This window comes from Nocardiopsis lucentensis DSM 44048 (assembly GCF_000341125.1).
Lineage (GTDB): Bacteria > Actinomycetota > Actinomycetes > Streptosporangiales > Streptosporangiaceae > Nocardiopsis > Nocardiopsis lucentensis.
Map to the genome: position 1 here is coordinate 1 of NZ_ANBC01000824.1, position 13,508 is coordinate 13,508.

11 protein-coding genes and 2 pseudogenes are annotated in these 13,508 nt (G+C 70.6%); 8 read left to right on the top strand and 5 right to left on the bottom strand.

Translation table 11 applies throughout. The features are described from left to right. Positions 1–110 precede the first annotated feature (110 nt). Entirely contained in the window at positions 111–1,457 is a 1,347-nt protein-coding gene (locus tag D471_RS0128695; protein WP_017601807.1) for an MFS transporter, read from the bottom strand. Positions 1,458–1,680: 223 nt separating this feature from the next. Here D471_RS0128695 and D471_RS0128700 point away from each other — a divergent pair, with 223 nt between their 5' ends. From D471_RS0128700 to D471_RS42575, 5 genes and pseudogenes are all read left to right on the top strand, one after another. Beyond that, positions 1,681–3,231: an alanine/glycine:cation symporter family protein gene (locus D471_RS0128700; protein ID WP_017601808.1), complete on the top strand. Its 1,551-nt coding sequence runs from the start codon at positions 1,681–1,683 to the stop codon at positions 3,229–3,231. A gap of 121 nt (positions 3,232–3,352) precedes the next feature. Continuing rightward, positions 3,353–4,432, top strand: a complete 1,080-nt coding sequence (locus D471_RS0128705; protein ID WP_017601809.1) for a permease — start codon at positions 3,353–3,355, stop codon at positions 4,430–4,432. After that, positions 4,429–5,223 (top strand): TIGR03943 family putative permease subunit, encoded by a 795-nt coding sequence (locus D471_RS0128710; protein WP_017601810.1) that lies wholly within the window; start codon positions 4,429–4,431, stop codon positions 5,221–5,223. Before D471_RS0128705 ends, D471_RS0128710 begins: the two co-directional genes overlap by 4 nt. A gap of 1,004 nt (positions 5,224–6,227) precedes the next feature. After that, positions 6,228–6,314: pseudogene (locus D471_RS42570) on the top strand (hypothetical protein); the annotation flags it as partial. 135 nt (positions 6,315–6,449) lie between these two features. Beyond that, complete coding sequence (locus tag D471_RS42575) at positions 6,450–6,839, top strand: sensor histidine kinase (RefSeq protein ID WP_338045368.1); 390 nt, start codon at positions 6,450–6,452, stop codon at positions 6,837–6,839. Positions 6,840–6,854: 15 nt separating this feature from the next. On the opposite strand, the pseudogene D471_RS36730 reads toward D471_RS42575, so the two are convergent. After that, positions 6,855–8,139: pseudogene (locus D471_RS36730) on the bottom strand (ABC transporter substrate-binding protein). Positions 8,140–8,603: 464 nt separating this feature from the next. Beyond that, a complete protein-coding gene (locus D471_RS36735) occupies positions 8,604–9,422 on the bottom strand; it encodes a helix-turn-helix transcriptional regulator (RefSeq protein WP_017601814.1) in 819 nt (272 codons plus the stop codon). Positions 9,423–9,827: 405 nt separating this feature from the next. Between D471_RS36735 and D471_RS0128730 the strand changes: the two genes are divergently transcribed. Then, positions 9,828–10,412 carry a hypothetical protein gene (locus tag D471_RS0128730; RefSeq protein ID WP_017601815.1) on the top strand — a complete coding sequence of 195 codons (585 nt, stop codon included), beginning with the start codon at positions 9,828–9,830 and terminating at the stop codon, positions 10,410–10,412. Continuing rightward, positions 10,409–10,855, top strand: coding sequence for a hypothetical protein (locus D471_RS36740; RefSeq protein ID WP_017601816.1), 447 nt, complete (start codon positions 10,409–10,411; stop codon positions 10,853–10,855). The genes D471_RS0128730 and D471_RS36740 overlap by 4 nt, the downstream gene beginning before the upstream one ends. 5 nt (positions 10,856–10,860) lie before the next feature. On the opposite strand, the gene D471_RS0128740 is transcribed toward D471_RS36740, so the two are convergent. Further along, positions 10,861–11,820 carry a LysR family transcriptional regulator gene (locus tag D471_RS0128740; protein ID WP_017601817.1) on the bottom strand — a complete coding sequence of 320 codons (960 nt, stop codon included), beginning with the start codon at positions 11,818–11,820 and terminating at the stop codon, positions 10,861–10,863. Positions 11,821–12,037: 217 nt separating this feature from the next. Here D471_RS0128740 and D471_RS0128745 point away from each other — a divergent pair, with 217 nt between their 5' ends. Continuing rightward, entirely contained in the window at positions 12,038–13,192 is a 1,155-nt protein-coding gene (locus D471_RS0128745) for an acyl-CoA dehydrogenase family protein (protein WP_017601818.1), read from the top strand. A 42-nt stretch (positions 13,193–13,234) separates the two neighbouring features. Here the strand turns inward: D471_RS0128745 and D471_RS0128750 are convergent. Next, positions 13,235–13,508, bottom strand: a 274-nt coding sequence (locus D471_RS0128750) for a 4'-phosphopantetheinyl transferase family protein (protein WP_017601819.1), incomplete at its 5' end; no start/stop codon positions are given.

Genomic DNA, 13,508 nt, shown 5'->3' on the forward strand with positions numbered 1-13,508 from the left:
GGCATCGCGGTACTGATCCGCGCTGACGGGCACCCCTGACACGGGTCCCCGGGCATGACATCGGGCTCGGGTCCGGCTTCGGCCGGGCCCGAGCCCCTTCGCGTCCGGGGTCAGCGGACGGTCGCCGAGGGAGTGGACTCGCCCAGGTCGCGGCCGCGCGTCTCGCGCGCGACCGCCACCGCGACCAGCGTCACGGCGCACATGGCCGTCAAGTACAGCGCCACGGGCAGCGAGGAGCCGAACGCGGCGAGCAGGGCGGTCGCGATCAGCGGAGCCAGGCCACCGGCCACGATCGACGCGAGCTGGTAGCCGATGGAGGCACCCGAGTAGCGCACCCGTGTGCTGAACAGTTCCGAGAAGAAGGCCGCCTGCGGCCCGTACATGGCGCCGTGGAAGATCAGGCCCACCGTGGCGGCCAGAGTCGCCGACCAGAAGGTGCCCATGTCGATGAGCGGGAAGAAGGCGAAGCCCCACAGGGCGATCCCGATCGCTCCGACCATGACGACCGGCCGCCTGCCGATCCGGTCGGACAGCGCGCCCCAGGCGGGGATGGTCACCAGGTGGACCGCGGAGGCCACCAGGACCGCGTTGAGCACCTGCCCGTTGGACAGCTCCGCCTCCTGGGTGGCGTAGACGAGGATGAACGCGGTGACGATGTAGTACGACACGTTCTCCGCCATCCGCACACCCATGGCGACGAGGGCCTCGCGCCAGTGGTCGCGCAGGACGCCGACGATGGGGGCGCGCTCCGATGTTGGGGCGGCCTCGGCGCGTTCGCGGGCCTCGCGGAACACCGGGGACTCGCTGACGGCGAGACGGATCCACAGTCCGACGATCACCAGGACCCCGGACAGCAGGAACGGCACCCGCCAACCCCAGTCGAGGAAGGTCTCGTCGGCCATCGTCACGGACAGGATCGCCAGCACGGCGGTGGCGAGCAGGTTGCCGCCCGGCGCGCCGGCCTGCGGCCAGGAGGCCCAGAAGCCGCGGTGTTCCGGGCGCCCGTGTTCGGAGACGAGTAGGACCGCGCCGCCCCACTCACCGCCCAGGGAGAAGCCCTGGACGACGCGCAGGAGCGTGAGGAGCAGGGGTGCGGCCACGCCGACCGCCGCGTATGTCGGCAGCAGGCCGATGGCGAACGTCGACCCACCCATCATCAGCAGGCTGATCACCAGGAGCTGTTTGCGGCCGATCCGGTCGCCGAAGTGCCCGAAGACCAGACCGCCCAGCGGTCGGGCCACGAATCCCACCGCGTAGGTGGTGAACGCCAACATGGTGCCGACCAGAGGGTCGGCCTCCGGGAAGAAGACCTGGTTGAAGACGAGCGCCGCGGCGGCGCCGTAGAGGAAGAAGTCGTACCACTCGATCGTCGTGCCGATGAGGCTGGCCGTCACCACGCGCAGGATGGATGTCCTGGGCTGATCCGGGGCCGGGGAGGAGGCGGTGTTCGGTTCCATGGGACGAACGGTAGGGACCGGACGTGACCTGGGCCATATCCCCCGCCCCCACAGGTGGGCGCGCCGTCATGTGGGACATCGGCATAGGGCGGGCGACAGGACCGTGACGGTCCTTTGCCGGGATTTCGCGTGTCCCGCTCGCACGGCGCACCCGACCTCACGGACAGTGGCGGGACGGCCCCGGTCCCGGTCCGGGGTGACCGCGCCGCCGGGAGGGGAACGGGTGAACGTCCTGAACGACGCCATCGTCGCCGTCAACGACGTGTTCTGGAGCTGGATCGTCATCCCGCTCCTGATCGTCCTGGCGGTCTACTTCACGCTGCGCTCGGGCATCGTCCAGCTCCGGCTGCTACCGGAGATGTTCCGAGTCATCCGCAGCAGCCCGGGCATCGCCCCCGACGGCAAGAGGGAGATCTCCTCCTTCCAGGCCTTCGCGATCTCGGCTGCCTCCCGCGTGGGAACGGGCAACATCGTCGGTGTGGCCACCGCGATCGTCCTGGGCGGACCCGGAGCGGTGTTCTGGATGTGGCTGATGGCGACCGTGGTGGGTTCGGCCGCCTTCGTGGAGTCCACCCTGGCACAGCTGTACAAGGTGCGGTCCGACACCGGGTTCCGCGGCGGCCCCGCGTACTACATGCTCCACGGGCTCGGCCAGCGGTGGATGGGCGCGCTCTTCGCCGTCGTCCTCATCATCACCTTCCCACTGGTGTTCAACTCAGTGCAGGCCAACAGCATCTCCTCGGCGGTCTCCACCACGGTCGCGGAGCTCGGGGGGCCGGACGGATGGGTGCTGGACGTCGTCGTCGGACTCGTCCTGGTCGGGCTCGTGGCCCTCATCATCTTCGGCGGAGTCCGGCGCATCGCCCACGTGACCGAGGCGCTGGTCCCCGGGATGGCCCTGTTGTACGTCCTGCTCGGGTTGGTCGTCGTCGCGCTCAACATCGGCGAGCTGCCACGGGTCATCGGCGACATCTTCGCCTCGGCGTTCGGTCTCCGGGAGTTCGTCGCGGGTGGTGTGGGCGCGGCGATCGTCCAGGGCATGCGACGGGGAATGTTCTCCAACGAGGCGGGTCTGGGCTCGGCCCCCAACGCGGGAGCCACCGCGTCGGTGTCGCACCCGGTCAAGCAGGGACTGGTGCAGTGCCTGGGCGTCTACTTCGACACCCTACTGATCTGCACGGTGACCGCGTTCATCGTCCTGGTGCCCGAGCCGGAGTACGGAGGCGTGGGGGGAGCCCAGGTCACGCAGGCGGCCTTGGAGACCAGCCTGGGGGGATGGGCGGTGCACGCGCTCACCGTCATCCTGTTCCTGCTCGCCTTCTCCTCCGTGTTGGGCAACTACTACTACGGTCAGACCAACATGAGGTTCCTCGACGCCGAACCGCGCCACCTGACCTATTTCCGCGTGCTCGTGCTGGTGGCCGTGTTCGCCGGGAGCGTGGCTCCGCTGACCCTGGTGTGGAGCTTCGCCGACGCCTTCATGGGTGTGATGGCGGTGATCAACCTCATCGCGCTGGTGCCGCTGTCCGGGGTCGCCTTCCGCCTGCTGGCGGACTACGGCCGCCAGTACCGCAACGGCCTGGATCCGCAGTTCACCCTGGCCAAGATGCCCGACCTGAGGAACGTACAGTGTTGGGGGAATCCCTCGGGCGCGCTGCCCGAGGACGTGGTCCGCGAGCACGGGGTCAGACTGGGGGATCCGGTGGTGCCGACCGGCGACCAGGACCGTCCCGAGGACGGTGGGGAGGGGGAGGACGCCGGCGGCGGGCGCTGACGCGGACGGCTTCGAACGGAGGCGGCCCGCGTTGTCCACAGGCCGCCACCGCCGGACCCGAACGAAAACGGTTTTCGGTTACCATTCCTGAAGATCCCGCCAGACCACTCGGAGTAGCACCGTGTCCGATCGGACCCCGACCCCCTCGTCGGATTCCACCCCGCACGCCTCCCTGGGCGACTCCCTCGCCGTGGGGTGGGACGAACGCGGGGACGAACTCCCGCCCTCGGACTGGGGGCGCCGCACCGGAGCGCGCAGGACCGGTACCGTCTGGTTGTTCGCCCTGTTCATCACCGCGATGGCGGTGGCGCACGCCTGGCTGTCCGACCAGCTGACCAGCGAGGCCTTCCTCGCCTGGGCCACCGTCTTCACCGCGATCAGTTTCCAGGCCCTGCCCTTCCTGGTGTTCGGCGTCGCCCTGTCCGCGGCGCTCACCGCGTTCGTGCCGGCCTCGGTCTACCAGCGGTTCTTTCCGTCCAGGCCCAGTGCGGCGGTTCCGGTCGCGGGACTGTCCGGAGCGCTCCTGCCGGGGTGCGAGTGTGCCTCGGTGCCCATCGCCGGGAGCCTGGTCAAGCGGGGGGTCGCTCCGGCGGCCGCGCTCACGTTCCTGCTGGCCGCGCCCGCCATCAACCCGGTCGTCATGATCGCCACGGCGGTGGCCTTCGCGGGACAGCCCGAGATGGTGCTGGCCCGGTTCGGGGCGTCGTTGCTGGCGTCGGTGGTCATCGGCTGGATCTGGGTGCGGTTCGGCCGAGCGGACTGGCTGCGGCTGCCCACTCCCACCCACGCGGAGGGGGCGGGCCGGTGGGTGGTCTTCCGGGACTCGATGCTGCACGACATGATGCACGCGGGCGGCTACCTCGTGGTCGGCGCGCTGGCGGCGGCGAGCCTCAACATCTTCGTGCCGCGTGAGTGGCTGGGGTCGGTCGCCGAGGCCCCGGTGATCTCCGTCCTGGTCATGGCGGCTCTGGCGATCCTGTTGTCCATCTGCTCGGAGGCCGACGCGTTCGTCGCGCTCAGCTTCACCGACTTCTCGCCCACCGCCAAGCTCGCGTTCATGGTGATCGGTCCGATGGTGGACCTCAAGCTCATCGCGATGCAGGCGGCGGTGTTCGGCTGGCGGTTCGCCGTCCGCTTCGCCCCGCTGTGCCTGGTGGTCGGACTACTCAGCACGTTCGTGATCGGAGGACTGCTCCTGTGAACCGCATCGCCCAGGGACTGACCCTCGTGCTGTTGGGGGCGGCTGCCCTGACCAGTACGGTCCCCACGAACATGTACCTCAACTGGGTCAAACCGGGGTTCGGCCCCTTCCTGATCGCGGCCGGGGTGGTCACGGTGGCCCTCGGCGTCGCGGTGGTGGCGGCGGAGATCCGCGGCGGGAGCCGCGCGGAGGACGACGGGGCGGACCACTCGGCGTGCGCGGTGGCGGCCGCCGAGGGGGGTGCGGACGGTGGCGGACGCGCCGGCCACGACCACGCGCGGGCGCCGCGTGTGGCCTGGCTGCTGCTCGTGCCGGTCCTGGCGGTCTTCGTCGTGGCCCCACCGGCTCTGGGCTCCTACACCGTCGAGCGGAGCGAGCCCGCCAGCGCACCGCAGGAGGGCCCGCCCTCCGGCCGGTTCGACGACGGGCTGGATGAGGCGGCGCCAGGCGAGGTCGTGCGCATGGACATCCGTCAGTTCGTCATGCGGGCCTGGGTGGACGAGGAGCGCGCGCTGGCCGGTCGCGAGGTCGAACTGACCGGGTTCGCCGTGCCCAATGACGAGGGCGAGGGGTGGTACCTGGCCCGGCTCCAGATGGCCTGCTGCGCGGCCGACGCCATCGTCAACCGGGTGCTCGTCACCGGAGGGCCCGAACCGGAGGCCGACACCTGGTGGACGGTGCGCGGCACGTGGGTCGAGCCCGAGGGCGAACTGGTCGACGTCAGCGAGCACCGCTTCGACGCCCTGGAGTGGGAGACGGTGGACAACCCGCCGGACCCGTACGAGGCGTGATCGATCGCCCGGCGCCGTCGTGGCCACGGTCCTCGGGCCCCGAGGCGGCCGATGCGCCTGGCCGCCGGGTCGTCGGCACGGTCGTCCTCGCCCCCTTGAGGGCGCCGGACGGAAGACGCAGGACGGTTGCGTGGCCAGATCCGCATCGCCACACCGGACACCATCCGACACTTGTGCGTCACTTTGAGCAACAATGGCCGGGTGTCAGATTGGGGCGGAAGAGCCAGAGCGACGTGGCGTCGGATACGTCCAAGGTCGATCCGTGCCCGGGTGACCATATGGGCCGTCGCGGTGCTGATCCTCGTCATCGGGCTGTGGTCGCTGGCGACCGCCATCGCGGTCCGTGAACTGGTCCTGGACCGGGATCGCGACCAGGCGGCCCGAGCCGCCCGCGTGGTCATCGAAGACATCGCCGTCAGCCGGTACGAGGATCTGATCCCCGCCGAGTCACCCGTCCTGTGGATTCAGGTCATCGACCGCGAGACCCACGAGGTGCTGGCGTTCAGCGCGGCCGAACAGGGTGAGCCACCCCTCGCCATACCCGACGCGACCTCCGACACCGCCCGCTTCGAAACCACGATGTGCGGTGACGAGGCGGACCACAGGGACCGCGAGTGTCTGCTCGTCGTCGGCTACGAGGTCAACGGGTCCGCCTACGGGGACGTCTGGGTCCTGGCCGCCACGCCTCGGCCCACGCTTTTGGAGACCAACACACCGGAGATCGTGATGGGCGGTATGTCGGGGCTGCTGCTCGGTATCACCGCCGTCGTCACCTGGTACGGGGTCGGCCGGGCTCTGCGTCCCGTGGAGCGGATCAGCGCGGAACTGGACCGCATGTCGGCCAGCAACCTCGACCGCAGACTTCCCGTGCCGAGGAGCCAGGACGAGATCGCCCACCTGGCCCGCACCGCCAACGCCAGCCTCGAACGGCTCCCCGCGGNNTGGCCAAGCAGCGCCGGTTCGTCTCCGACGCCTCCCACGAGCTACGCAACCCCATCGCCGGGATGCGGACACGGATCGAGGTCGAGCTCTCCGACCCCGAGCCCGACCCCCACGCGCGTGAACTCCTGCTCACCGCCCTGCTCGCCGACACCGAGCGGCTGGAGAACATCGTCGCCGACCTGCTGGAGCTGGCGCGCCTGGACACCGGGGCGACGGCCGCCAGCGAGCGCGTGGACCTGTCCGCCCTGGTGGCGGAGGAACTCGTCGGCAGACGGAACGGCCCCGTGATCCAGGTGCACTCGGCCGGTCCCGTGTGGGTGCTCGCCAACCGGCTGCGTGTGGCCCGCGTGCTGACCAACCTGGTCGCCAACGCCGAGCGGCACGCCAGGTCACGTATCGACATCACCGTCGACCGCGAGGGGGAGTCGGCCGTGCTCCGGGTCCACGACGACGGAGCCGGTGTGCCGGAGAGGGACCGGGAGCGCGTGTTCGAGCGCTTCGCGCGCCTGAGGGAATCCCGTGAGCGCGACCCCGGTGGAAGCGGTCTGGGGCTGCCCATATCCCGGGAGATCGCCGAGGACTACGGCGGGACGCTCACGGTCGGGGCGAGCGACCGGCTCGGCGGTGCCGTGTTCACCTTCAGGCTTCCCGCCGAGCCGGGTCGACTGGCCTGATCCCGTGGCCGGGGCCTACCCGGTGGCGTCGCCGTCGGAGAGCACGACCTCGTCGGGTGTGGGGCGCTCCAACTCGAACGCGAGGATCGCTCCGCCACCGCCGTCGGTGCTCATGGGCTCCTGGAGGATCTCGATCTCCTCGCCGGCGTGGTGCTGGATGACCATCACCCCGGTGTAGCCGCTGTGGTCGTCCTCGCTCGCGGCGAAGGGGACCAGCCCCGGCCCCGTCCACTCGTGGGAGTTCAGGGTGGTCAGGAGCGCCTCGCGGTTCAGGTCCGGGCCCACCTCCATGAGCACCTGGGCGAACAGCGTCGCCTGCGCCATGCCGTAGATCGTGGTGTCGGTGAAGGGGGTGCCCTCGTTGTACTGCTCGTGGATGTCCCGGTAGAACGCGGTCCACGGATCGTCGGACTGGGACACCATGGGCAGGAACGCGGTCATGATCAGTCCGTCCAGGAAGGCCTCGGGCGGGATGTCCTCGGCCGGGGTGCCCTCGGCGAACTCCTCGATCAGACCGGTGACGATCCGCACGTCGCCGCCGAAACTGGGCGCCACCCACTGGGGCTCGTACCCGGTCGCGGCCGCCTCCATGACGGCCAGGCCCAGGTAGGAGGGGATGCAGTAGCACACGGCGATCTCGGCGCCGGACTCCTTCATCGCCGCGATCTGACCGGAGAGCTCGGGCACCCCGGGGTCGTAGGACTCCCAGGCCACGATCTCCTCGGACAGGTACTGCTCGATCCCGGCGTGCGACGCGGGGCCCACGTCGTCGTTCTGGTAGAGGAGGGCGACGTCGTCACCGGCGAAGTTCTCGGCGAGGAACTGTCCCTGGACCTTGGCCTCCCGGGTGTAGTCCACCTGGAAGCCGTAGCTGTAGGGGTATTCCTCGGGCTGGTCCCAGGCCAGGGCGCCGGAGGAGACGAACAGGTCCGGTACCCCCTGGTCGTTGAGCTCGTCGATGACCGACTCGTGGGTCGGCGTGCCCAGTCCGCCGAGCATCGCGAAGATCTCGTGGTCCTCCAGGAGGGTGCGGGTGACCTCCTGGGTGTGGGCCGGGTCGAAGCCGTCGTCCTGGACCTGGTACTCGATACGGCGGCCGTGGATGCCNGCTGGACACGTGGCGGAATCCGGGCGCGGCCGCTCCGGTGAGCGGCTGGTGCGTACCGATGATCACGGCGTCGTCGGTCACGCCCTGGGTGTTGTCCGCGTCGGCATCGCCCTCGCCCGACTGGCCGAGGGAGCAGGAGGTCGCCAACATCGCGACGGCCAGGGCCGCGGCGAGGGAACTCAGTGGTCGCATGGTGGTGTGTCCTGTGGGTCCGTGGTGTGTTACGGCGGGGATGGGCCCGTGCGCGGGGAGGTGCCGCTCCGGGGTGGTGCGGGGTGCTACCCAAGGTAGGTTACTGGCGAGTACACACCATACGCGTGGCGCACGCCACTACGGCCTCGGGGTGGCGCGCGTGCTCACCGACCAGCGCGTGGGCAAGGCCCCGCGTCGGGCGGCCCACCTCCGGAGCGGATGCGGGGCGCGCGCACAGCGGCCGGAGCAGGCGGGCCTCGGCGCCCGGCCCACACCGGCACGCGCCGTTTCGTGCGCGAATCCGCTCAGGTGGGATACCGCCCGACGGTCCCGTTCAGGTGTTGCTCGTTCGGTTCCCCGGGTGAGGGCCTCGTGCGTTGACACGGGCCTTGGGCGCTTGGGGTGGTACGTGGCGTCGCGGTGTCCGCGCGGTGGGGTCCACTGTGCCTCCCGGGGACGTGGGGTCAGCCGCAGGCCAGCGCCGGAGGGCGTTCGGGGTGGCGTTCGACCGGGAGGGGCAGGGAGTCCGCGAGGGTGATCGCGATGGGGGCGTCGGTGGGGGCGAGCCGCCGCATCGGAATCCGGGTACGGGAGTCGGCGCCCGCGTGGACGGCGACTCGGACGGGGGAGGAACCGACGAAGACGTCCTCCCGGTTGTGGGTCGTGCCCTCGGGCATGGCGATGGCGATGACCGACCAGTCCCCCGGGGGAACGTCCGCGAGGGCGAACTCCGTACGCCCGTGCGCGGGGAGGGCCAGAGACACGACCGGTGCCTGCTGCGGGATGCGCTCCTGGTAGGCGCCGACCAGCACGGTCGTCTCCGGGGGGTGTCGGGGGAGCTCGATGACTCCGCTCAGTCTCCCCGCGTTGTGTCGGTGCCCGACACGCCGCCGGCCGACCCTGTTCAGCTCCCCCAGGGGCGGCATGCGGCTGAAGCCGCCGGACGCGGCCACGAGCAGCCGCTCGACCTCGGGCTGCCGGTACTGGCGCGGAGACATCCCCACGGCACGGGTGAATCGGCTCGTGAAGGTGCCCACGCTGTTGTATCCGACGCTGTGGACGATGTCGCAGACGGTCATGGGTGAGGCGATGAGCCGTTTCTTGGCCTCGAACATGCGAACCGCGGTGAGGTACTTGCCAGGGGGAACACCGACCTCCTGTGCGAAGACCCTGGACAGGTGGAAGGGACTGACGAAGACTTCGGCGGCGATATCAGCCAGGGTGATCGGCTCGGAATAGCGTGTGTGTATGGACGAGACGGCCTGACGAACCGATTCTCGCACTCTCTCTCCTACGTGGTTCTGAACCAGCATGGCGATCACTGGGCGGGGAGTTCGCCGTGGCGGAGGCGCTCGGGCGCTCATCGCTCCATCCTTGCCACGCTCTCTTCGCCGAACGTCTTCCGCATTGCTCTTTTCCGTATCTCGGATTCCTTGTTCGGCGCTGTGCGAAGGCACTCTCCAACGGGTCGACGAACCTAAATCGAGGTTCCTCATCCTCCGGTCCCACAATTCGGATAGAGGGATCGGTCGGTGCTTTCCCCGCGTGCGCGGACCCACGTCCCGTAGAGCAACGCGGAAGAGGACGGGACGTCACGCGCGATCGACGATGGACATGGCGCCGTACCCCGAACGCGACGGTTCACGGACGGGGAGCGGACATCCGATGACGACCCTGGGGAGTGGCCGATGGCCGTGGTACAGAACACCTACCGGGCATGCCGGGACGGAGTCGACGTGATCAACACCCGCGGCCACCGTGCGGGACTGCGGATCTTCATGGTGATCGTGCTCGCGCACTGGGCCGAACACCTGGCCCAGGCCGCGCAGATCTACGCGCTGGACTGGCCGGTGCCCGAGGCCAGGGGCGTGCTCGGCATCCCCTTCCCGTGGCTGGTCACCTCCGAGTGGCTGCACTACGGTTACGCGCTGGTGATGCTCGCGGGTCTGTTCCTCCTGCTCCCGGGCTTCACGGGGCGCTCCCGGACGTGGTGGTGGATCTCCCTCGGCATCCAGATCTGGCACCACTTCGAGCACCTGCTGCTGCTGATCCAGGCCCTGATCGGGGCCAACATCGCCGGTCTGGACGCTCCGACCAGCCTCGTCCAGCTGATCATCCCGCGCGTGGAGCTGCACCTGCTGTACAACTCCCTCGTCTTCGCCCCGATGGTGGTCGCCCTGTACCTGCACGCGCGACCCCGGCCCGAGGACCGGAGCACGATGGTGTGCGACTGCGTCGACGACCAGGAGGAGACGTCGGAGGTCGCCGCGTGACCCGCCGCCGGGCGGCACGCAGTCGGGTGGGCGCCTTCCCGATCGTGGTCCTGCTGCTCGGTGTGCTCCTCGTCTACCTGGGCGGAGGCAACGTGGACCGGAGCATCCGAGCGCTGCGCGCGGACGGCGACCCGGGCCGGTTCACCGCGGCCGCGCAGGACTGCGTGAACCACTTCGGCCACGTGTCTTGCACCTGCTACGGCGACTACCGTGCCGACGACGGTTCCGTGGAGCGCGAGTGGGTCTACCTCGCGGGCGGTGACTTCGCGTGCGAGGAGGGCTCGGTGTCGGCGGCCGTGGACATCGGCGCGAACACCCGCGTGTACCACCCCGACGGGTCGCACGAGTGGATCGCCACCGCGGCGCTGATCCTGGCCGGACTGGTGATGGCGGTGTGGTCGGCGCTGCCGTGGGTGCGCGCCGCCGTTCGTTCGAGGCGCTGAGCGGGTCAGTCGCCGAGGGAGCCGCCCGCCGAGTCCTCCTCGACGGTCCGCGGCCGGGGGGCCGCCACCGACTTCGGGGAGCGGTCCAGAATCTCGCGCGCGGCCCGGGCGACACGGCCTGAGGCCTGGTGGATCGGGCTGTCGCGGCGCCAGACCAGGAGGTGGCGCAGTCGGATCGGGGCCTCGGCCAGCGGACGGACCACGACGCCGCCGGAGGTGTCGAAGTCCGACTGGCACGGGGCCACGGCGCGGTGGTCGCGGATGAGGTCGTGGATCTCGGAGCGGTCGTAGAGACGGAAGGGCACGTTCGGAGTGAACCCGGCCCGTTGGCAGGCCAGGTAGAAGCATTCCGGCCAGCCGCTCCCATCCGGCGGTGTGAGCGCCCACGGGCTGTCGCCGAGATCGGCCAGACGCACCGTCGGTCGGTCGGCCTGGGGATGGTTCTCCCACAGCGCGACGTACAGCGGCTCGACAGCCAGCACCGCCCACGCGAGCGGTCCGTCGGCGGGCAGGTCGCGGTCCACATAGTCGACGGTGGTGCCCACGTCCAGACGGCCGGCGCGGACCAGGTCGGTCACCAGTTTGGGGGAGTACTCGGTGCGCACGTTGACGGGGACGCCGGGGAAGACCTCGGGCAGCCGCGCGGACAACTCCAGCGCCAGCGGCCCCACCCCGCCGATCCTGAGCGTGGTCGGGGAGGAGCGGCGCGCCGTGATGTCGTTCAACAGGTCGTCCATGGACAGCAGGACGGAGCGTGCGCGGACCAGGACGAACTCGCCCAGCTCGGTCGGGCTGACACCGGACCGCCCCCGGTGGAAGAGCGGGCCGCCGACCTCGCGCTCGATGCGTTGCAGCTGGGTGGTCAGGGCGGGCTGCGACGTCGACAGGGCCGCGGCGGCGCGGGTCACGCTGCCGGTGTCGGCCAGGAGGCAGAGGGTGCGCAAGTGGCGGAGTTCCAGGTCCATGCGTGGAATGTAGGACGCGCGGGGGGTGTGTGTACAGACGGGTGTTCGCGGGTCGTCGACCCGTACGCGCCGTCAACCCGATCGCGCCCAGGCTTCCCCGTCGTCCAGCCCCGTGCTTCGCTGTGATCGATCTTGTGGGATAGGGTGCCGTTCGTCACCATATAGTTGGACGACCTACTAAATAGGCCGTGGGTCGCCGCACCGTGGGAGAGGCTTCATGGCGGTCGAACGCACACTGCACACACCCGAGGCGGAACAGCTCCTGGAGCTGACCCGGGAGATCGTGGACAAGGAGCTGCTCCCGCGCGCCGCCGAGGACGAGGACAACGCCGCCTTCCCGCGCGACGCCTTCCGCACACTCGGCGCCGCCGGACTGCTCGGCCTGCCCTACCCCGGCGAGTACGGCGGCGGCGACCAGCCCTACGAGATCTACCTCCAGGTCGTCGAGGAACTCGCCCGCGGCTGGCTCGCGGTCGGCCTGGGCGTGAGCGTCCACACCTTGTCCTGCTACCCCGTGGCCGCCTTCGGCACCGACGACCAGAAGGCCGCCCACCTGCCCGACATGGTCGGCGGCGACCTCCTCGGCGCCTACTGCCTGTCCGAGACCGCCTCCGGCTCCGACGCCGCCGCCCTCACCACCCGCGCCGAACCCGTCGAGGGCGGTTACCGCGTCAACGGCGCCAAGGCGTGGATCACCCACGGCGGACGGGCCGACTACTACGCCCTCTTCGCCCGTACCGGCGCCCCCGACTCCGGCGCGCGCGGCATCAGCTGCTTCCACGTCCCGGCCGACACCCCCGGGCTGGGCGCGGCCGCCCCCGAACGCAAGATGGGTATGTCCTCCTCGCCCACCGCCGGGGTGCTCTTCGACGACGTCCGACTCGGCGCGGACGCCCTCATCGGCGAACGGGACCGGGGCTTTGGCATCGCCCTGGCGGCCCTGGACTCCGGACGGCTCGGCATCGCGGCCTGCGCGGTCGGTCTGGCCCAGGCCGCGCTGGACGCGGCGCTCGCCTACTCCCGCGAACGCCGCCAGTTCGGCACGGCCATCGGCGACTTCCAGGGCGTGGGCTTCATGCTCGCCGACATGGCGACCCAGATCGCCGCGTCCCGCGAGCTGTACCTGTCCGCGGCCCGGCTCCGCGACGCGGGCCGCCCCTTCGGAACCCAGGCGGCGATGGCCAAGCTCATGGCCACCGACACCGCCATGCGGGTCACCACCGACGCCGTCCAGGTCTTCGGTGGGTACGGCTACACCCGTGACTTCCCCGTCGAGCGCTACATGCGCGAGGCCAAGGTCCTCCAGATCGTCGAGGGCACCAACCAGGTCCAACGCCTCGTGATCAGCCGCGACCTGGCACGCGGCGCCTGAACACCGGTGCGGGCTCGCGGCGTGCCGCGAGCCCGCCGCACCTCAGGAACGCAGGAGCGCGATGGTGTCGGCGTGCGAGCGGACCTCCGTGCGTACGGGACGGTCGGTGAGCACGGCCAACGCGGACCGGTAGTCGGCCCCCCGGTCCAGGTCGGTCAGCCAGGCCGCCTCCGGGGCGCCCCCGCCCGTCCAGGACTCCAGCCGAGCCTCGTCGTGCGGCGGACTGACCGCGACCCGCCGCAGCCCACCCGACAGCCCCAGCCCGGTCGCCTTGAGCAGCGCCTCCTTGCGGGCCCAGTAGCCGAAGAACGCGCCC

Excerpts from the sequence above, each read along its gene's own strand:
- D471_RS0128695 (WP_017601807.1), bottom strand. The coding sequence starts at position 1,457 with ATGGAACCGAACACCGCCTCCTCCCCGGCCCCGGATCAGCCCAGGACA.
- D471_RS0128730 (WP_017601815.1), top strand. The coding sequence starts at position 9,828 with ATGGCCGTGGTACAGAACACCTACCGGGCATGCCGGGACGGAGTCGAC.
- D471_RS0128740 (WP_017601817.1), bottom strand. The coding sequence starts at position 11,820 with ATGGACCTGGAACTCCGCCACTTGCGCACCCTCTGCCTCCTGGCCGAC.
- D471_RS0128745 (WP_017601818.1), top strand. The coding sequence starts at position 12,038 with ATGGCGGTCGAACGCACACTGCACACACCCGAGGCGGAACAGCTCCTG.